This is a genomic window from Povalibacter sp. (assembly GCF_036520495.1).
Lineage (GTDB): Bacteria > Pseudomonadota > Gammaproteobacteria > Steroidobacterales > Steroidobacteraceae > Steroidobacter.
Map to the genome: position 1 here is coordinate 104,568 of NZ_DATDJO010000011.1, position 20,561 is coordinate 125,128.

Genomic DNA, 20,561 nt, shown 5'->3' on the forward strand with positions numbered 1-20,561 from the left:
AACTCCGTGTGAGCTTTCTCTGGTCCGGTCGTGTGTATACATGCCGGAAATGCGATACGGATGACATATGCTCCGGACACGTCGTGGTGCCGGAGAACAACAATGTCCCGTCTGCTGTGTCTGTGTCTCGCGCTGTTTTGCGCACCCTCGCTGCTGCACGCCCAGTCCAACACCTCCGAAACTGCCCTCGGGCAGATCATTGCGGAGTACGAGCGGCTCGACCGGATCCGCGACCCGCTGACGGCAGGACAGGAAGGCGATATCGAAGCGCTGGCGCGCCTGCCTGACGTCCGTCCGGCAAGCGAACAGAAACTGCGCAGCGATTTCGCCGCGCTGGGCAAGCGTCTCGATGCCATCGACGCGCAGCAGCTCACGGCGGAGTCACGACTCAACCACACCTTGCTGAAGCGCTCGGTCGACATGCTCGTTGAGGAGTACGGCCATGACTTTTCGCGCATCGCCTTCGAGAACGACAGCGGCTTCCATACGCTCGGCGATTACCTGGCCCGCACGACCACGATCGCATCGCGCGCCGACGCGGACGCATGGATGTCGCGGCTGCAATCGATGCCCGCGTACTACCAGCAGAACATGGCGAATCTGCGGCGCGGCATCAGCACGAAACTGACGCAGCCACGCATCGTCGTGGATCGGGTGCTCGACGTCGCACGTCAACAAGCGGCGGGGAAGGTCGAAGACAGCTCCTTGCTGCTGCCGTTCGCGAAGATGCCACCGAGCATTCCGCAGGCGACGCAGGCCGACTACCGCGCTCGCGCACTGCAGATCGTGCGCGACCGGATACATCCGCAGCAGCAGGCGTTCGCGGAGTTCCTGACACGCGAGTATCTGCCGGCGGCGCGCAAGAACACCGCGTGGCGTTCGACACCGGATGGCGAGTCCACGTACCGCTTCCTGGTTCGTCGTGAGACCACGACGTCGATGACGCCCGATGAGATCCACCAGCTCGGCCAGGCGGAAGTCGCGCGCATCCGGGGACTGATGGAGAAGACCATCGCGGCGACCGGATTCAAGGGCAGCTTCGCGGAGTTCCTGCAGATGCTGCGCACGGATCCGAAGTTCTATCCGCAGACGGCGCAGGAATTGCTCGAGAAGGCCAGCGAGATCGCCAAGCGTGCGGACGGTGGCTTGCCGCCGCTGTTCGGCACCCTGCCGCGGCTGACGTACGACGTGCGGCCGGTGCCAGCGGAGATGGCCGAAGGCTATACGACCGGTCGTTACTGGGGCGGCAGCATGAAGCTCGGTCAGCCCGGCAGCTACATAGTGAATACCTCGCGGCTGGATCAGCGACCGCTGTATGAATTGCCCGCGTTGACGGTGCATGAGGCGGTGCCCGGACATCACTTGCAGATCGCTCTATCGCAGGAGCTGGATGGGCTGCCGTATTTCCGTCGCAACCTGAGTCCGACCGCGTTCGTCGAGGGCTGGGGGCTCTACTCGGAGTTTCTCGGCGAGGAGATGGGCATCTACCGCGATGCGTATGAGATGTTCGGTCGCTATTCCTACGAGATGTGGCGCGCATGCCGTCTCGTTGCGGACACGGGAATCCACTGGCTTGGCTGGGACATCGAGAAAGCGCGCAGCTGCTTCACCGATAATTCAGCGCTGGCGCCGCACAACATCCAGACAGAACTCGAACGCTATATTTCCTGGCCCGGTCAGGCGCTCGGTTACAAAATCGGTGAGCTGAAATTCCGTGCGCTGCGCGCGGAGGCCGAGGCCGCGCTCGGCGAGAAGTTCAACGTGCGTACGTTCCATGACAGGGTGCTGCTCGGCGGACCGCTGCCAATGGATGTTCTGGACCAGCGCGTGCGCGAGTGGATCTCGACTCAGCGAGTGATCAGGGAGGACCCGTTGGACGTGCAACCAACGCCAGCATGGTGAGCCCGAGAGGACGCAGACTGCCGAAACGGGAACAACGCAGGTCGTCGCCGACGATCTGCGTACGGCTCTGACCGTCAAAAGGTATCAGCGGCCTGTGCGCACGGCGCGCAGCATCTCGATGTGGGTAATGCCGTCTTCGAGATATTGCTGCGATACCGCAGTGAAGCCGAACGAACCATAGAACCGTTGCAGATGCGCCTGGGCGCTGATCCGCACGCCATGGGCGGCATACTGCATATCTGTGTAATCGAGCGCTCGTTGCATCAGTTCGCGTCCGATGCCCGTACCGCGAAAATCGGTGGTGGTCAGCACGCGGCCGAGTGCCGTTTCCGCGAACTTCACCCCGGGTGCCAGCACCCGCAGATAAGCAGCCACCGCATCATCGGACCAGCCGATGAGATGGCGCGCCTCCAGGTCGAGTCCATCGAGTTCCTGGTAGGGACAGGTCTGCTCGACGACGAACACCGCTTCGCGGGCGGCGAACAGCGCATAGAGTTGCCGTGTCGAAAGCTCGCTCAGATCGCACCATTGCCACCGGATCATTGCGGTCAGTCTCTGCGTTGCCCGGACAATGGTATGTTGCCGGCAAGCCACGCAAACAGGCAATGAATACAAAAACCCGCATGCCGGGCGACGCGTTAAGCGCATCTGCGCCTTGCCTCGGTCTGGGCCGATGGTTAGCCTAGCGACGGGGATTAACACGGCATTGCGCCACGTTCGGTGCAGGATGCGAGCGGGGCGACGAGCACGGGGAGTGTCCTGAGTCATTCACTAGATACAGCGCCTGGTCGACAGGTGTCGGGTCTCGACCGGTGGGCCGCGGATTGGCTCATCGAACGACAGCGCATCAGTTGCGCCTGCATCGCTGGCTTTCCTGCCGAGTCCGATGCGATATGAATGCCGCTGCCGAAGCTGCTGGCAATCTCGATACTGCGCTTGCGCATACCGCGAAGCTGTTGGCCGACCAACCGAAGTTGGCTGTTGCGCAGGCGCACGAAATTCTCAAAGTCGTTCCGGACCATCCCCAGGCCACATTGCTATTGGGGGTCGGTCACCGGCTGGCCGGTGACACGCAGAGTGCGCTCGAGGTTCTGCGGCCGCTCGCGGCCGCGCAGCCACGATCGGCACGCACGCAGTACGAACTGGGCCTGACGCTGGCGGAAGCAGGCGAGGGGGATGCCGCGGTGGTCGCGCTCCGCCGCGCATTGCAACTCAAACCCGATCTTCCCGATGCATGGCGCGTGCTTGCTGATCATCTGCGGGCGCTCAACGATACGGCCGGCGCGGATGAGGCCTATGCTCAGCATATCCGTCACTCGACCCGCAACCCGCGGCTCCTGGATGCGGCCTCCGCCTTGTGTTCGAACCGCATCGCCGATGCGGAAATGCTGCTTCGGGACTATCTGAAGCAGGCACCAACAGATGTGCCTGCCATCCGCATGCTGGCGGAGGTGGCATCCCGACTGGGTAGGTACGGGGATGCGGAAACTCTGCTGCGACGGTGTCTCGAACTTGCGCCCGGCTTCGTGGCCGCCCGGCACAACTACGCGGTCGTTCTGCATCGCCAGAACAAGTCTGCCGAAGCGCTCGTCGCCATCGACCAGGCCCTCGCTGCGGAGCCTCGTAACCACGGATATCGCAGTCTCAAGGCCGCCATTCTGAGCGCGCTGGGCGACTACGAACGTGCGACCGAGCTCTACTCCCAGGTGACGCAGGCCTATCCGCGCAACGCCAAGGTCTGGATGAGCTTTGCGCATACGCTCAAGACTGCCGGACGCCAGACGGACAGCATCGCGAACTACCGTCGTGCGATTGACCTCGCGCCGCAACTGGGTGAAGCGTACTGGAGCCTGGCGAATCTCAAGACCTTCCGCTTTTCAGCCGACGAGATGGCCGGCATGCAGGCGCAACTCGTCCGCGATTCGCTGTCGCCCGAGGACCGATTCCATCTGCATTTCGCTCTCGGCAAGGCGCACGAAGATGCCGGCAACTACGCCACTTCCTTCAGTCACTACCAGGAAGGTAACCGCCAGAGGCGTGCGCTGATCCAGTACCGTGCGGACGACACCTCCGATCATGTGCGACGGAGCAAGTCGCTCCTCACGAGCGATTTTTTCGCGGCTCGACGCGGTTGGGGTGCACAGGCTGCCGATCCCATTTTCATCGTCGGACTGCCGCGGGCGGGATCGACCCTGCTGGAGCAGATTCTTTCCAGCCACCCGCTGGTCGAAGGCACGATGGAGCTGCCGGATATCGTTGCGCTGGCGCGCGAACTGGCCGGACCCCGAATTCGCGGCGAAACGTCCCGCTATCCCGAAGTGCTCGCCACGCTCGACGCAGCACAATGTGCGGAACTCGGCCAACGCTATCTCGATCAGACCCGCATCTATCGCAAGCGGGGCGCACCGTTCTTCATCGACAAGATGCCGAACAACTTCGCTCATGCAGGACTGATCCAGCTGATCCTGCCCAACGCGAAGATCATCGATGCCCGCCGTCATCCCCTGGGTTGCTGCTTCTCGGCATTCAAACAGCACTTCGCCCGCGGCCAGCACTTCACCTACGGTCTGGACGACGTCGGCAGATACTACCGCGACTACGTCGAACTGATGGCGCATCTCGACGATGTGTTGCCAGGACGCGTCCACCGCGTCATCTACGAGCAGATGGTCGATGACACCGAGGCGCAGGTGCGCCGCCTGCTCGAGTATTGCGGACTGCCTTTCGATGACCGCTGCCTGCGGTTCTACGAGAACGACCGTGCGGTGCGCACTGCCAGTTCCGAGCAGGTCCGGCAACCGATCTTCCGGGATGGCGTCGATCACTGGCGCCATTTCGAACCATGGTTAGGCGATCTGAAGCGAGCGCTGGGGCAAGTGCTCGACTGTTATCCGGGCGTGCCGCCGTTCGTACGGCATGCCGCGATGTTTGAGACCAACACACCGGGGAGTAGAACATGACGCGGAGCAGGTTGCGGAAGCTGAGAAGAGTACAGACCGCGCGAGGTCGCCGGGCTGTCGCGACGCTGCCGCTGGCAGCGGCCATGCTGGCCTTGAGCCAGGGGGCGCCAGCCGCCGATAGTACGGGCAACGTCATTCTGGAGAATGTGATCGTCACGGCGCAGAAGCGCGTGGAGGACCTGCAGAACGTTCCGGTCAGCGTGCAGGCGTTGAGTTCCACCAAGCTGGAAGAACTCAATGTGAAGAGTTTCGACGACTACGTGAAGTTTCTGCCCAGCGTGTCATTCACTTCGATCGGCCCCGGATTTGCGCTGGCCTACATGCGCGGAGTCACGAGCGGCGAGAACAACAACCACTCCGGTCCGCAGCCGACGGTCGGTATGTACCTGGACGAGCAGCCGATCACGACGATCCAGGGTGCGCTCGACGTTCACCTCTACGACATTGCGCGCGTCGAGGCGCTGGCGGGACCGCAGGGAACGCTCTACGGCGCGAGTTCCGAGGCCGGCACGATCCGCATCATCACCAACAAGCCCGATCCGTCGAAGTTCGAGGCGGGTTACGACCTCGAAGGCAACTTCATGGAGGACGGCGGCAACGGCTATGTGGCGGAAGGCTTCGTCAACATACCGGTGGGCGAGTCGGCTGCCATCCGGCTGGTCGGTTGGTACGAAGAGGAAGGGGGATACATCGACAATGTACCGATAGAGCGCACGTTCACAACCTCCGGTCAGTGCGTCGTCAATTCCAGCTCGCCGCCGGCAGGCTGCGTGTCCACGCCGACCACCGCGAAAAACGATCAGAACGAGGTCAAGACCTACGGAGCACGCGCGGCGCTGCGCATCGATCTGAACGACAGCTGGACGATCACACCCGCATTGATGGCGCAGAAGCAGACGACTGACGGCTTCTTCGCCTATGACAAAGCCGCCGGCGATCTGAAAGTGGCGCGCTACTACCCGGACGACAGCGAAGACAAATGGATGCAGGCCGCGTTGACGGTCGAAGGCAAGATCGGCAACTTCGATCTGGTCTATGCAGGCGCCTATCTGAAGCGCGACGACGTGGTGAATTCCGACTATTCGGACTACTCGTATTTCTATGACCTGGGTGGGTCCGGTGTCTATTGGACCGATGACGATGGCGTACCGCTCGGTGACCCGTCGCAGTTCATTCATGGCACCGACAAGTACAAGCGTCAAAGCCACGAGATCCGGCTGTCCTCGCCTGCGGATCAGCGCCTGCGCTTCCTGGTCGGTGCGTTCTACCAGTTCCAGGAACACGAGATCTTCCAGAACTATCAGATCGCAGGGCTCGGCTCTGACGTCAGCGTCACCAACTGGCCGGGCACGATCTGGCTCACCAACCAGCATCGCGAGGACGAAGACTATGCCCTGTTCGGCGAGGTCAGCTTCGACATCACGGAGCACCTGACGCTGACCGGCGGCCTGCGCACGTTCAAGGCGAAGAATTCGCTCAATGGATTCTTTGGCTTCTCGTCCGGCTACAGCTCCAACTACGGCGAGGACCTGTGCTTCTCGCCAGAACAGTTCCGCGGTTCGCCCTGCGTAAATCTGGACGACAGCGTCAGCGACGAGGACACGATTCCACGCGTGAACCTGAGTTATCGCTTCGACGACGACGTCATGGTCTATGCGACGTATTCGCGCGGCTTCCGTCCCGGCGGCATCAACCGCAACGGCACCGTGCCACCGTACAAGCCGGACTATCTGGACAACTATGAACTCGGCTGGAAGACAGTCTGGGGCGGCAATCGCGTGCGCTTCAACGGCGCGGTGTTCCTGGAAAAGTGGGATGACATCCAGTTCTCGTTCCTGCCGCCGAGCGGGGCGGGACTGACCGTCATCCGTAACGCCGGCTCAGCGGAGATCAAGGGCATCGAGATGGATCTGGCCTGGGCAGCGTCGGAAATCCTCACGTTGTCGGGCGGCATGTCGTATCTCGATGCGAAACTCACCGAGGACTACATTCCCGATCCGGAAGAGCCGCCCACTGCGTCCGACGGCACGCAGCTGCCGATCACGCCGGAATTCAAGGCCAATCTGACGGCGCGTTTTGTATTTCCGGTGGGTCAGCTGAACGGATCCTTCCAGGGATCGGCGGTTTACCAGGGGAGCAGCTGGTCGGATCTGCAGGACGCCGATCGTGCCGCGCTCGGCAAGCAGCCGAGCTACACGATCGCGGATTTCTCGGCAGGCGTCGGCCGCGACAGCTACACGGTCGAACTGTTCGTCAACAATGCGTTCGACGAACGGGCCGAGTTCTACAAGTTTGCGGCTTGCGCGACGGATGTCTGCACGATTCCATACATCGTGACCAATCAGCCGCGCACGGTCGGCCTGAGGTTCGGACAGAAATTCTGAGGATTGCGAGCCGCGGGTGGACGATCGGTCCACCCGCGCTGGCCAACAGACTCGTCGGCCAGTCAGCCAGTTGGCCCTTGATCCGCAAATGAACCACCTCGACGTCGCCGTATCGTTCATCATCCTGGCTCCGGCGCTGGAGTTTCTCTACGGTCAATTCGTCGGGACGAAACCTACCGCATCAACGACACCATCAGCAGTCTGCAACTCGGCGTTTTGAGCCGGCTGAGCGATCTGCCGAAGCTCGGCTTTGCGGGTATCGTCTTTGGTGCCGCGGCGAAATGGCTGGGACTGCCGCAGTTGTCGATGGACTCCGCATGGCAATGGATGTAGTCGGTGCCGCTGACGCAGCGCGGTGCTCAGATTGCATTCTCCACGCCGGTGATGCGCGACGTGCGACGCCCACAGGGATGCGCCACTCGAGTCCGAAGCCCGGCGCGGTCGCAATGGTCATTGAACGCTTCGCCACCTCCGAACTTAGCGCTGCGTGACCGTCTGCCGGGAGAATGCTTGCGCTGTCAACCGGTGGGTTCGGCTAAGATGTCGCCGCGCTGGACGGCCCTGCCGACCGGCGCGGACGTGGGGGATGGCCGCACGAGTGCGTCGGCACTCAACTAAAAGAGACCGATCATGGCTTACCAGTCAACGACAACAACATCCGCAACCAACACCAGTACCAAAGAAACTCACTACTTCTCCGCGCTGATCGTCCTGACCTCGTTGTTCTTCATGTGGGGCCTCATCACCTCGCTGAACGACATTCTGATTCCGCATCTCAAGGCCGCCTTCTCGCTCAGCTATGTGAAGGTGATGCTGATCCAGTTCTGTTTCTTCGGCGCCTATGCCGTGATGTCCCTGCCGTCGGGATTTCTGGTGGAACGCTCCGGCTACAAGCGCGGCATCATCATCGGACTGGTCACGGCGGGCATCGGCTGCCTGTTGTTCTATCCCGCCGCGGGAATGCGTTCCTATCCTTTTTTCCTCGGCGCATTGTTCGTGCTTGCGTCCGGTATCACGCTGCTGCAGGTCGCGGCAAATCCGTATGTCGCGATTCTCGGGCCGGCGCGCACCGCGTCCAGCCGTCTGACGCTCACCCAGGCCTTCAACTCACTCGGCACGACCATCGGACCCTTCCTCGGTTCCGTGCTCATCCTGTCGGCTGCGAGGCCGGACGGCGACGAGGCGACCGTGCGTGCTGCGGAGGCGGCGTCGGTGCAGGGCCCCTACATTTTGCTGGCGCTGGCGCTGTTCGTGATCGCCGTGCTGATCGCTGTGGTGCGCCTGCCGCAGGTCGAGGCTCAGGATCAGCCTGCCGGTGCGCAGTCGGTGTATCAGCACCATGACAGCGTCTGGGCGTATCGGCACCTGGTGCTGGGTGCGGTCGCAATCTTCGTCTATGTCGGCGCCGAAGTGTCCATCGGCAGCTTCGCCGTGAACTTCCTGAGCCAGTCGACGATCGGTGGACTGACGGAGATCGATGCCGGCAAGCACCTGTCGTACTACTGGGGCGGCGCGATGGTCGGCCGTTTCATCGGCGCCTGGGTCATGACGCGCATACGTCCTGGCAAGGTGCTGGCGTTCAATGCGTTCGTGGCGGTGGGGCTGCTGATCGTCGTCATGCTGTTCGCCGGCAAGACCGCGATGTGGGCATTGCTGGCGATCGGCCTGTTCAACTCAATCATGTTCCCGACGATCTTCACGCTGGCGATCGAGGGCCTCGGCAAGCACACGGGCGCCGCGTCCGGCGTTCTGTGCGTAGCAATCGTGGGTGGCGCCATCGTGCCGGTGATACAGGGCTACTTCGCCGACATCAACCTGCTGTACTCCTTCATCATTCCCACGGTTTGTTATATCTATATCGCCTACTACGGGTTGAAGGGACACAAGGCGGATCTGAAGCCTGCCGCGTAGCACCCGGGTGCGAACGGCAAGGAAGCCGTTCGCGCCGATCGATCTCATGACCATCATTCTTTGTCCGTGCGGCTCGACGCTGGCACTCGACGCGTGTTGCGGGCGCTGGCACGCCGGCGCACCTGCGCCGACGCCCGAGGCGCTGATGCGTTCGCGCTATGCAGCCTTCGTCCTGCTCGATGAGCCTTACCTGCTGCGAACCTGGCATGTCGATACCCGGCCTTCGTCCGTGAGCTTCGAGCCCGGGTTGAAATGGCTGGGATTGAAGATCGTCAGCGCACCGCCCATTGACGCAGACCGTGGCGAAGTCGAATTCATCGCGCGCTATCGCGTCGGCGGCGGCTCGGCCGGACGTCTTCACGAGCGCAGCCGCTTCGTGCGCGAGCAGGGCGCCTGGTTCTATCTCGATGGAGCGCCGCCGGGCCCGTCGTGAGATTCCGTGTCGATGGCCCTGAACCACAGCGGTGGCGGCGCCGTGAACTCACTCATCTTGCGTAACAACGGATGTCTGAAGCGCACGCGCCAGGCGTGCAGGCACAACGGCGGCGCATCGACAGGCAAGGTCTGGCTGTCGCCCAACACGTCGCCGCGCAGATAGACGGGATCGCCACAGATCGGAAATCCCAGGTGCCACAGATGCACGCGGATCTGGTTGGTGCGTCCCGTCAGCGGCCGCGCCTCCAGCAACGCGGTGCCATCGTCGAGTCGGCGTAGCACGCGGAATTCAGTGCGCGCCGACAGTCCCGCCACAGCATCGATGACGCGAGAGCCCGCATGCCCGGCGTCTGCGCTGATCGGCGCTGCGCAATGGAAGTCGTCCTCGGCCGGATGACCATGAACGTGGGTCAGGTAGGTCTTCTCCACTTCGCCCCGCGCGAACTGCGACTGGATCTTGCCGGCGAAGTACTGAGTGCGGGCAACCACCAGCGCGCCCGTCGTATTGGCATCGAGCCGGTGAGCAGGTCGCGGCGTCTCTGGGTGATAGAGCGCATCGAGGATGTACTTGACCGTGTTGCGCTGGAACCGTCCGCCCGCATGCATGGGAAGCGGCGCCGGCTTGTTCAGCACCAGCAGCGCTTCGTCCTCGTGGATCAGCTCGATGCGCATGTTGACGTCCGGCTCGATCACGGCGGGAAACCGATGAAAGTAACGTTCACCCGCGCGGACGACGGCCGAGGCGGCAATGGCATTGCCAGCGGCATCGAGCAGCAATCCCTGCTTGCAGCGTTCCTGCCAGAAGAGCTCCGGGACATGCGTGACTATGCGGCACAGTGCTTCGATCAATGTCATGCCGTCGCAGGCAGCGGTGATCGTGAGGGGTCGCAACAGATCCTGCGGGACGCTGCCAGGCAACGGATGAATGAGGGGGTCGATCTGTGCATGGCGCAGGGCGATGCGGGCGGCCATTTCGTCTGTGCCGATCTCGTGACAGTAGGGACACGACACGTCCGCTCTGAGGTCGTCGCGGTGGTGATCCTCGAGCGTCAGCGGATGCCGGCATTTGGGACACTCAGTCCATTGGGTCTGCCGCGCCCCGGGATCAATGCCGCCGCGCTGCTCGAACAGGAAACACTCGCCCTCGAAATGAACGTCGCCGCAGTGTTCGACATAGCTGAGCACTCCGCCGTCGAGCGACCGCACACCGGTCATTCCCTGCTGTCGCAGGAAGGCCGCCGCTTTCTCGCTGCGCAGGCCAGTCGTGCAGAACACGATCACGGGCTCGTAGTGTAGCTCCAGGGTCGGGAACTGCTGCGGGAATTCGTGGAAGTGCCCGATCCCGCTCCGAACGGCGTTCCTGAAACTGCCTTGTGCGCTCTCGTAGTCGTTGCGCACGTCTAGCAAGGTCACCGGCTTGCCGTCGTCGAGCCATTGGCGCAGCTCCTGCGGCGAAATTCCCGGCACAGGCGCTTGCGCCGGATCGACGCCGTCCACGCCGAGAGCCGCAATCTCGCGTTTCACCCGGACCATCATTCGTCCGAACGAGTGTCGTTCGATGCCCGCAACCCTTGGTCGGAGGTCCTCGAGACCCGGCCAGCGATGCAGTTCATCGATCAGCCACTGAACAGCATCCGCGTCGCCTGCAACCGAGAGGCTGATGCCTTCGGGACTCAGCAGGATCGAGCCTTTCAGGTGCCACCGTCTGCATGCCGGCAACAGCGTGGCGCGCCGATCCTTGAGATCGGACAGAGCGATGTACTTGTGCGCCGTGACCGCGAGGAACGGATGCATCACCGGCCTTGCCGCTTGCTGAGGTATGCGCCGAGCAGTGCGGCGGGAAGGGTGAGCCCGAGCCCCAGTGCCCGAAACCAGAACGGCAGGTCGCCTGTCAGTGGCACGCCGAGCAGCAACCCGACCAGGCCGAAGCCCGCCGCATTGAAGTACGGCACCTGGTTGGCCATGCGCGCCGTGAGGTAACCGCCGATCACCGTCGAGGCAGTGCCGAGAAACAATGTCGACGCGAGATAGCTGGGGTTCGCATTCAGCACATCAATGGCGAGTTGCAGCTGATCCTCCGGCAACGACCACAGGGAAGGGCTGAACATCACAGTCACCAAGATGCCGCTGACGATGTCGATGCCGAAGACCGCGAGGGTGGCGAGAACGATGGCTTTTATGCTGATGCCGCGCATCACAGGTAACGCTGGTGAAAGACTCTGTTGGCCAAGGAAGTAGCCACGGACGATGGCCGTGGCGGGCTGCATGATCGCGCATCCGCAGCGCAATGCCGACCTCGTTCGGCATGTTCGGCACCGCGATGGTGGCCGGCACGCGGATGTAAACGAATCGAACAAGCGCAGCGGGAATATTCCAACGCGGCGTGCCTCGATGTCGGACCGGCACGTCGGGTGCCGATCTGCGCAAATCCGCGCGCGAGGTCAGCCTCGATGCATTCCGTAGGGTTCTCGAGGCTTGTCGATGGAACGCGGTTGGCTAGCTTCGAAATGCTTCCCGACGAGCAGATCCGGCAGTTGCATGCGTATATTCACGCGGGGGCGCATGAAGGTCCGGGCAAGCGGCACCGGCGAAAGAGCAGGCGCCCATGCCGAAGCTTTGATATCGAAGCGGCGTTACCTTGACACCTTGAGGGTGCTTGCGCAGAATCTCGCGCCTTCGATTTGCCTCCCGTGTTCCCCGGTAGCTCAGTGGTAGAGCGACGGACTGTTAATCCGTTGGTCGGCGGTTCGAACCCGTCCCGGGGAGCCAAATTCAACGACTTGCGCTCATGCGCGCCTCGCCAGAGGCAATGGGTCGTTCCTCTGTTGATCGAGCGCCTGAGCCTTTCACCGTCTTCACGGCGAATGACTCAGGCATTCCCGGACGCTACGCCGCTTGAGCAGACCGCAGCGCCTTGTCGATGCGGCGCAGGGCCTCTTCGAGCGTTTGCAGGCTGCATGCGTAGGAAAGTCGCATGTGACCGGGAGCCCCGAAGCCGCTGCCTGGCACGACCGCGACTCCCGCGTGATTCAGCAGATATTCCGCGAATGCGCTGTCGTCCCGCGCACCCACGATCGGCATGGCCTTCTCGATGTTCGCGAACGCGTAGAACGTGCCCGCGCCATACAGGCAAGAAACACCCGTCAGTTTGTTCAGGCCATCGACGACGAAGTCGTGGCGCTGTTTGAAGTGCAGATTCATTGCGCGCACATCGGATTGATCGCCGTTCAACGCCACCACAGCCGCTTTCTGCGCGATCGAGGAGGCATTGGAGGTGCTTTGTCCCTGGATGGTGGCCATGGCGGTGACGATTTCCGCCGGTCCGCCGCAGTAACCGATACGCCAGCCGGTCATCGCGTAGGCCTTCGACACGCCATTGGTCGTCACCGTGCGGTCATAAAGATCCGGGCAGACCTGCGCCAGGGTCGAGAAGCCTTCGGCGCCCCAGTAGATGTGTTCGTACATGTCGTCGGTACAGATCACGACCTGGGGGTGGCGTCGCAGCACGGCCCCGAGCGCATGCAGCTCTGTGGCTGAGTAGGCCGCGCCGGTCGGATTGTTGGGGCTGTTCAATATGAACAACCGTGTCTTTGGACTGATCGCGGCCTCGAGCTGCGCCGGCGTGATCTTGTAACCCTGGTCGGGTCCGGCATAGGGCATGACTGGAATGCCGTCCGCGAGCATGACCATATCGGGATATGACACCCAGTAGGGCGCGGGAATGACGACTTCGTCGCCGCTGTCGATCAGCGCGAGGATCAGGTTGAAGATCGTCTGCTTCGCGCCGGTCGAAACGAGGATCTGGCTGCGCTTGTAGTCGAGGTCGTTCTCGCGCCGGAATTTCGCGATGATCGCGTCCTTCAGATCCGCATTGCCTTCGACGGGTGTGTAGCGCGTGAACCCTTTGCGGATCGCTTCGATGCCGGCATCCGCGATGTGAATCGGCGTATCGAAGTCCGGCTCGCCGGCGCCGAGACTGATGATGTCCTTCCCCTCGGCCTTGAGCTGCGCCACGCGTCCGGTGAGCGCGACAGTGGGGGAGGGCTTGACGCGTTGCACGCGTTTTGAAACTGCTAGACTCACTTGAGCACCACGGAAGCCAAGGAATTCGCCGGACATTCTAGTCCCTCGCTGTCGCCGAACGGCACCGAATTCTTCCCTGACAGCCGCTGGCAGGATTCACTGACAAGCTTGTGTGATTCATTGCCGCCCTCATGTCCTGCCCATGACCGAACCACTGACCAAAGAAGCGGGATTCCAGCTTGCCGACGGCTACAAGCCCGCAGGTCATCAGCCGCAGGCCATAGCGAAACTGGTCGACGGGCTGCAGTCCGGTCTCACTCATCAGACGTTGCTGGGTGTGACGGGATCAGGCAAGACGTTCACGATCGCCAACGTCATCCAGCAGATACAGCGCCCGGCACTCGTGCTCGCGCACAACAAGACGCTGGCGGCGCAGCTCTACGGTGAGTTCAAGGAGTTCTTCCCGAATAACGCGGTCGAGTACTTCGTGTCGTATTACGACTATTACCAGCCCGAAGCTTACGTGCCGTCGTCGGACACGTACATCGAGAAGGATTCGTCGGTCAACGAACACATCGAACAGATGCGCCTGTCGGCGACGAAAGCACTGCTGGAGCGACCCGACGCCATCATCGTGGCGACGGTCTCGGCCATCTACGGCCTGGGTGATCCGTCGTCTTATCTGGAAATGGTGCTGCATCTGGTGCAGGGCGAGCGCATGGATCAACGCAAGATCCTGCGCCGGCTTGCGGACATGCAGTACAAGCGCAATGAACTCGAGCTGACTCAAGGCACTTACCGGGTGCGCGGCGATGTGATCGATATTTTCCCGGCAGAGTCCGAGCGCGAAGCGTTACGCCTCGAACTGTTCGACGACGAGATCGAATCACTGGCGATGTTCGATCCGCTGACGGGCGAACTGCTGCGCAAACTGCCGCGCTTCACCGTGTTTCCCTCGTCGCACTACGTGACGCCGAAGGAACGGCTGATCCGTGCGGTGGATCAGATCCGCGATGAGCTGCACGATCGCCTGCTGCTGCTCAAGGACAGCGGCAAGCTCGTTGAAGCGCAGCGGCTCGAACAGCGCACCCGCTTCGATCTCGAAATGATCCGCGAGATGGGTTACTGCAACGGTATCGAAAATTATTCGCGGTTCCTGTCGGGTCGCGCGCCGGGCGAACCGCCGCCGTGCCTGTTCGACTACCTGCCGGGCAATGCGCTGCTCGTCGTCGATGAAAGCCACCAGACGATTCCGCAGCTGGGGGCGATGTACAAGGGTGACCGGTCGCGCAAGGAAACCCTGGTCGAATACGGGTTCCGTTTACCGTCGGCGCTCGACAATCGTCCGCTGCGATTCGATGAGTGGGAGAAGCAGGCGCCGCAGTTGATTTTCGTTTCGGCGACGCCAGGCAAGTACGAGTCACAGCAGTCCGGGCAGATCGTCGAGCAGCTGGTGCGTCCCACCGGTCTCATCGATCCGGAAGTGACCATTCGTCCCGTGCGCACCCAGGTCGACGATGTGCTGTCCGAGATCAGGATCGCGGCCAGCAACAACGAGCGGGTGCTCATCACGACGCTCACCAAGCGCATGTCCGAAGACCTCACCGAGTACCTCGAAGAGCACAAGGTCAAGGTGCGTTACCTCCATTCGGATATCGATACCGTCGAGCGCATGGAAATCATCCGCGACCTGCGCCTCGGCAAGTTCGATGTGCTGGTCGGTATCAATCTGTTGCGTGAGGGGCTGGATATCCCGGAGGTGTCGCTCGTCGCGATCCTCGATGCGGACAAGGAGGGATTCCTGCGTTCCGAGAATTCGTTGATCCAGACCATCGGCCGCGCGGCCCGGCATCTGCACGGTCGCGCGATCCTGTATGCCGACAGGATGACCGGCTCGATCCAGCGAGCGATCGAGGAAACGAATCGGCGTCGCGTGGTACAGATCGAATTCAACAAGACTCACGGCATCACGCCGCGCGGCATTCAAAAGGCGGTGGCCGACATCATGGAAGGTGCCCATGTCGCTCCGGAATTCCGCAGTGCCGTAAAAGTGGCGGAGGCGGGCAGCGATTATCGGTTGCTGACTCCCGAGCAGGCGCTCAAGCGCATCAAGAAGCTGGAGCAGGAGATGCTCAAGCACGCGCGCAATCTGGAGTTCGAGCAAGCGGCGCGCTTGCGGGATGAAATCCACAAGCTGCGCAATGTGGAGCTGGGTCTGCCTCCGGAATTGAAGACCGGTTAAGACATTCCCGGAGTGTTTATCCGACTGGCGTCGTCCATGTGGCCTCGGGATCACGCCGGCGTGTAGGAATCAATCGCTTGCACCGCATTCTTTGCCTTGCCTCTCTCGCGATGCATCGCTATTCTTGCGCACCATTTTTCTTGCTCGGTTAGCTCAGCGGTAGAGCACACCCTTGACATGGGTGGGGTCATAGGTTCGATCCCTATACCGAGCACCATTTTTCCGGCTCGTTTTCTTTGACACAAAGAAAATGCAGCGATGAACACGAGCGACGCCCGGCGTCGCTTTTTTTTCTCGACCGAGCCCCTAAGTAGACCTGTATGCCTGTCATTACGCTCCCCGACGGCAGCCAACGGACCTATCCGGGGGCGATAACCGTTGCCCAGATCGCAGCCGACATCGGCCCGGGACTGGCCAAGGTCGCTGTTGCCGGGAAAGTGGATGGCACGCTCGTCGACGCCTGCGATCCGATCGAGAAGGACGCCAGGGTCCAGATCATCACGCCGAAGGACCAGGAAGGTCTGGAGATCATCCGCCATTCCTTCGCGCACTTGCTGGGCCACGCCCTCAAGCAGCTTTACCCGACGGCGAAGATGGTGATCGGGCCGGTCATCGATGACGGCTTCTTCTACGACATCGCGTACGAGCGACCTTTCACCCCGACGGATCTGGAAGCGATCGAAGCGCGCATGCGCGAGCTGATCGTCAAGGACTACGACGTCATCAAGAAGATGACGCCGCGGGATGAGGTCATCAAGGTATTCAAAGATCGTGGCGAGGACTACAAGCTACGCCTGATCGAGGACATGCCCAACGAGAAAGCGCTGGGCCTGTATCACCACGAAGAATACGTCGACATGTGCCGCGGTCCGCACGTGCCGAACACCCGCTTCCTGCGCGCATTCAAGCTGACCAAGCTGGCCGGCGCGTACTGGCGCGGCGACTCACGCAACGAAATGCTTCAGCGCATCTATGGCACCGCATGGACCGACGAGAAGGCGCTCAAGGCGTACCTCACCCGGCTTGAAGAAGCCGAGAAGCGCGACCACCGCAAGATCGGTAAGGAACTGGACCTGTTCCATTTCCAGGAAGAAGCGCCAGGCGCGGTGTTCTGGCATCCCAAGGGCTGGTCGCTGTTCCAGTCCCTGATCTCATACATGCGCCAGTACCAGTCGGCGGCGGGCTGGCAGGAAGTCAGCGCGCCGGAAGTCGTCGACCAGAAGCTCTGGGAGCGCTCCGGCCATCTCGAGACCTTTGGCGAGAACATGTTCTTCGTGAAGGTCCCCGAGGAGCGCAAGTACTGCCTGAAGCCCATGAATTGCCCGGGCCACGTGCAGATCTTCAACCAGGGTCTGAAGAGCTACCGCGATCTGCCGGTGCGCTTCTGCGAATTCGGCAAGGTGCATCGCTACGAACCGTCGGGCGCGCTGCACGGCCTGATGCGCGTGCGCGCGTTCACCCAGGACGATGGCCATGCCTTCTGCACCATGGAGCAGCTGCTGGACGAAGCCGTCAGCCAGACCAGGCTGATCCTGGGCCTGTATGCCGAGTTCGGGTTCGAAGACGTCCGCGTCAAGTTCTCCGATCGTCCGGCGAAACGCGTCGGTTCGGATGAGGTGTGGGATCAGTCGGAAGCGGCGCTGAAGGCCGCGCTGACGCAGCTGAATCTGGAATTCACGTTGAATCCGGGCGAAGGCGCCTTCTATGGACCCAAGCTCGAATTCGTCCTGCGCGATGCCATCGGCCGCGACTGGCAATGCGGCACGCTACAGGTCGACCTGAATATGCCCGGCCGCCTGGGGGCCACCTACATTGGCGAGGACGGGCAGCGGCATGTCCCGGTCATGCTGCACCGGGCCTTGTTCGGCTCCCTTGAGCGTTTTACCGGCATTCTGCTTGAGCATTTCGCTGGGAAACTGCCGCTTTGGCTCTCCCCGGTACAGGCCGTGATCATGAACATTACGGACAGCCAGAACGACTACGTGAACAGAGTCGCTGAAAGCCTGAGAAATCAGGGGGTTCGAGTCATCACGGACTTGCGCAATGAAAAGGTCGGCTTTAAGATCCGCGAGCACACGCTGCAACGCGTCCCATACCTATTGGTAGCAGGGGATCGCGAGGCAGGTTCTAATTCTCTGGCCGTGCGCACCCGCAGCGGTAAAGATCTCGGAGCGATGTCAGTGGACGTCATCGCTGAGAAATTTGCCGCAGAAATCGCGAGCCGTGGCCGGACCAGTTTGGAGGTATGACGCATCGCTGCTCCCATTGCTAAGCGCGTAAGGCGCAATGAAGAGATCACTTCGCCGAAATTGCGAATCATCGACGCTGAAGGCGCACAAGCCGGCGTGATGACGCGGTTCGAGGCCCTCGCCATGGCGCAGGCCGCAGAACTGGATCTCGTGGAGGTATCGCCCACAGCCGATCCGCCGGTCTGTCGGATCATGGATTTCGGCAAATTCCTGTTCGAACAGAACAAGAAGGCGCACGCAGCGAAGCGTAAGCAGAAGCAGATTCAGATCAAGGAAGTGAAATTCCGCCCAGGGACCGAGGAAGGCGACTATCAGGTGAAGCTACGTAACCTGCTGCGCTTTCTGGAGGAGGGTGATAAAGCCAAGGTCACGCTGCGGTTTCGCGGTCGTGAAATGGCGCATCAGGAAGTCGGTCGCGAACTCCTCGCTCGGGTTTCGAAAGATCTGGCGGCACACGCCCAGATCGAGCAGAACCCGATGATGGAAGGGCGGCAGATGGTCATGATGTTCGGACCGAAAAAGAAGTAAGGACGCTTCTCGGTTCGAAGACAACAAGTGAGCAACGGGTAAACCGGTTGACGCCGGCCCTCGTTGTCCCGCCTCAAGAGGCGCAGTTCGCGTAAGCGGACGGCGTTCTTCCAAGGCTAAACAAGCGGAGTTACTGCAATGCCCAAGTTGAAGACCAACCGGGCAGCGGCGAAGCGTTTTCGCGCCACTGCCAACGGATTCAAGCGTGCCCAGTCCCATCGTCGGCACATCCTTACCAGCAAGACGAGCAAGCGTAAGCGTCAGCTTCGCGCACCAAGCATGGTCTCGAAGCAGGACCTCGGTCGTCTCGATGCACTGCTGCCTCACGCGAAGTAAGGAGATAGACCATGGCACGTGTTAAAAGAGGCGTCGTCGCTGGCGCCCGTCACAAGAAAGTTCTCAAGAAGGCGAAGGGTTACTACAACGCCCGTCGCAAGGTCTATCGCGTAGCGAAACAGGCGGTCATCAAGGCCGGCCAGTATGCGTATCGCGATCGCAAGACGAACAAGCGTAACTTCCGTTCGCTGTGGATCACGCGTATCAATGCTGAAGCGCGCGTTAACGGCCTGTCTTACAGCAAGCTGATTGCAGGCCTGACGAAGGCCGGTATCGCCATCGATCGCCGCGTTCTCGCGGACATCGCGATGCACGATGCTGCTGCATTCAGTGTACTGGCGCAGAAGGCGAAGGACAGCCTGGGCGCAGAAGCAGCCTGAGAGACAGGAAGACTCGGGCCGTAAGGCCCGAGTCTTCCTGTTTATAGTTCGACGACGTCGCACACCCTCGATTCGTCCGGCTGAGGGAACCCCACGGGATGACCAATGGGAATCCAATGGGACTGCCGGGTCCACAGAAGAGCCGATCCACCTGCGTCGGCAACAGCGTGCATGACTGAACCGCAACAAGATCTGCAAGCACTGGTCGACACTGCGCGGGCAGAGATCGCTGGCTGTAACTCTATTGAAAACCTCGAAGCCATCCGCGTCCGCCTGCTGGGCAAGAAGGGCGAGATCACCGAGCAGCTCAAGGCGCTCGGCGCGATGCCGGCCGAGATCCGCAAAAGTGCGGGCGCAAAGATCAACGAAGCGAAAAATTCACTAGCTGCCGCGCTCGATGAGCGCCGCAATGCGCTCGAAGCGCAGAAGCTCGCTGACCAGCTCGCCGCCGATTCCATCGATGTAACGCTCCCCGGGCGAGGCCAGACGGGCGGTGGGCTGCACCCCGTCACCCGCGTGCGTCGCCGCATCGAACAGATCTTCCGCAATGCCGGCTTCACCATCGAAGACGGCCCGGAAATCGAGGACGAGTGGCACAACTTCGAAGCATTGAACATCCCGGCCAATCATCCGGCGCGGGCAATGCATGACACCTTTTACTTTCCTGACGGCCGATTGCTGCGCACGCACACTTCTCCGGTGCAGATTCGTGCGATGAAGGATCGGCAGCCGCCGTTCCGCGTGATCGCGCCGGGACGCGTGTACCGCAACGATTCGGACATGACGCACACGCCGATGTTTCACCAGGTCGAAGGGCTGGTTGTCGACGAGGGCATCACCTTTGCGAATCTCAAGGCGGTGCTGCATGGGTTCATGAAGGAGCTGTTCGAGAAGGACGTGAAGATGCGTCTGCGTCCCTCGTACTTTCCGTTCACCGAGCCATCGGCCGAAGTGGATATCTCCTGCGTCTCCTGCGGCGGCGCTGGCTGTCGTGTCTGCAAGAACACCGGCTGGGTCGAAGTTGCGGGTTGCGGCATCGTGCATCCGAACGTCCTGCGTGCAGTGAATGTCGACCCCGAGCGTTACACCGGCTATGCATTCGGCATGGGTATCGATCGCCTGACGATGCTTCGCTACAACGTCAACGATATCCGTCTGTATTTCGAAAACGATCTGCGCTTCCTCAAGCAGTTCGCCTGAGGATCCGACCT

General features: G+C 61.5%; 15 protein-coding genes and 2 tRNA genes. 13 read left to right on the forward strand and 4 right to left on the reverse strand.

Annotation, left to right across the window (positions count from 1 at the left end):
* Positions 1 to 102: 102 nt before the first annotated feature.
* Complete coding sequence (locus VIZ63_RS03640) at positions 103 to 1,902, forward strand: DUF885 domain-containing protein (protein ID WP_331608139.1); 1,800 nt, start codon at positions 103 to 105, stop codon at positions 1,900 to 1,902.
* Positions 1,903 to 1,986: 84 nt separating this feature from the next.
* Here the strand turns inward: VIZ63_RS03640 and VIZ63_RS03645 are convergent, their stop codons facing one another.
* Entirely contained in the window at positions 1,987 to 2,445 is a 459-nt protein-coding gene (locus VIZ63_RS03645) for a GNAT family N-acetyltransferase (protein ID WP_331608140.1), read from the reverse strand.
* Between the two features lie 350 nt (positions 2,446 to 2,795).
* On the opposite strand from VIZ63_RS03645, the gene VIZ63_RS03650 reads away from it, so the two are divergent.
* From VIZ63_RS03650 to VIZ63_RS03665, 4 genes are all read left to right on the forward strand, one after another.
* Entirely contained in the window at positions 2,796 to 4,862 is a 2,067-nt protein-coding gene (locus tag VIZ63_RS03650; protein WP_331608141.1) for a tetratricopeptide repeat-containing sulfotransferase family protein, read from the forward strand.
* Complete coding sequence (locus tag VIZ63_RS03655) at positions 4,859 to 7,246, forward strand: TonB-dependent receptor (RefSeq protein ID WP_331608142.1); 2,388 nt, start codon at positions 4,859 to 4,861, stop codon at positions 7,244 to 7,246. Before VIZ63_RS03650 ends, VIZ63_RS03655 begins: the two co-directional genes overlap by 4 nt.
* A 630-nt stretch (positions 7,247 to 7,876) precedes the next feature.
* Positions 7,877 to 9,157, forward strand: a complete 1,281-nt coding sequence (locus VIZ63_RS03660; RefSeq protein ID WP_331608143.1) for a sugar MFS transporter — start codon at positions 7,877 to 7,879, stop codon at positions 9,155 to 9,157.
* Between the two features lie 46 nt (positions 9,158 to 9,203).
* Entirely contained in the window at positions 9,204 to 9,590 is a 387-nt protein-coding gene (locus VIZ63_RS03665) for a YchJ family protein (RefSeq protein WP_331608144.1), read from the forward strand.
* On the opposite strand, the gene VIZ63_RS03670 is transcribed toward VIZ63_RS03665, so the two are convergent.
* Together VIZ63_RS03670 and VIZ63_RS03675 are read right to left on the reverse strand one after the other, a co-directional pair.
* Complete coding sequence (locus tag VIZ63_RS03670) at positions 9,557 to 11,386, reverse strand: pseudouridine synthase (RefSeq protein WP_331608145.1); 1,830 nt, start codon at positions 11,384 to 11,386, stop codon at positions 9,557 to 9,559. The two genes, VIZ63_RS03665 and VIZ63_RS03670, sit on opposite strands and share 34 nt — an antisense overlap.
* Positions 11,386 to 11,859 (reverse strand): hypothetical protein, encoded by a 474-nt coding sequence (locus VIZ63_RS03675; protein WP_331608146.1) that lies wholly within the window; start codon positions 11,857 to 11,859, stop codon positions 11,386 to 11,388. Before VIZ63_RS03675 ends, VIZ63_RS03670 begins: the two co-directional genes overlap by 1 nt.
* Positions 11,860 to 12,286: 427 nt before the next feature.
* On the opposite strand from VIZ63_RS03675, the gene VIZ63_RS03680 reads away from it, so the two are divergent.
* Positions 12,287 to 12,361: transfer RNA gene (locus tag VIZ63_RS03680), tRNA-Asn, on the forward strand.
* A gap of 117 nt (positions 12,362 to 12,478) precedes the next feature.
* Here the strand turns inward: VIZ63_RS03680 and VIZ63_RS03685 are convergent.
* On the reverse strand, positions 12,479 to 13,675 hold the full coding sequence (locus tag VIZ63_RS03685; protein WP_349261112.1) for a pyridoxal phosphate-dependent aminotransferase: 1,197 nt from the start codon (positions 13,673 to 13,675) through the stop codon (positions 12,479 to 12,481).
* Positions 13,676 to 13,817: 142 nt separating this feature from the next.
* Between VIZ63_RS03685 and uvrB the strand changes: the two genes are divergently transcribed.
* The 7 genes from uvrB (at position 13,818) to pheS (ending at position 20,550) form a co-directional block, all read left to right on the forward strand.
* The gene (gene uvrB, locus VIZ63_RS03690; RefSeq protein WP_331608148.1) at positions 13,818 to 15,857 is read left to right on the forward strand and encodes an excinuclease ABC subunit UvrB; all 2,040 of its coding nucleotides are present in this window, start codon (positions 13,818 to 13,820) and stop codon (positions 15,855 to 15,857) included.
* A gap of 142 nt (positions 15,858 to 15,999) precedes the next feature.
* A tRNA-Val gene (locus VIZ63_RS03695) sits at positions 16,000 to 16,074 on the forward strand.
* A 103-nt stretch (positions 16,075 to 16,177) separates the two neighbouring features.
* Positions 16,178 to 18,106, forward strand: coding sequence for a threonine--tRNA ligase (gene thrS / locus VIZ63_RS03700; RefSeq protein WP_331608149.1), 1,929 nt, complete (start codon positions 16,178 to 16,180; stop codon positions 18,104 to 18,106).
* A gap of 3 nt (positions 18,107 to 18,109) precedes the next feature.
* On the forward strand, positions 18,110 to 18,634 hold the full coding sequence (gene infC, locus VIZ63_RS03705; RefSeq protein WP_331608195.1) for a translation initiation factor IF-3: 525 nt from the start codon (positions 18,110 to 18,112) through the stop codon (positions 18,632 to 18,634).
* A 138-nt stretch (positions 18,635 to 18,772) separates the two neighbouring features.
* Positions 18,773 to 18,970, forward strand: coding sequence for a 50S ribosomal protein L35 (gene rpmI, locus VIZ63_RS03710; protein ID WP_331608150.1), 198 nt, complete (start codon positions 18,773 to 18,775; stop codon positions 18,968 to 18,970).
* An 11-nt stretch (positions 18,971 to 18,981) separates the two neighbouring features.
* Positions 18,982 to 19,350: a 50S ribosomal protein L20 gene (rplT, locus tag VIZ63_RS03715; protein WP_331608151.1), complete on the forward strand. Its 369-nt coding sequence runs from the start codon at positions 18,982 to 18,984 to the stop codon at positions 19,348 to 19,350.
* A gap of 171 nt (positions 19,351 to 19,521) precedes the next feature.
* Positions 19,522 to 20,550 carry a phenylalanine--tRNA ligase subunit alpha gene (gene pheS, locus VIZ63_RS03720; protein WP_331608152.1) on the forward strand — a complete coding sequence of 343 codons (1,029 nt, stop codon included), beginning with the start codon at positions 19,522 to 19,524 and terminating at the stop codon, positions 20,548 to 20,550.
* The last annotated feature ends 11 nt before the right edge of the window (positions 20,551 to 20,561 follow it).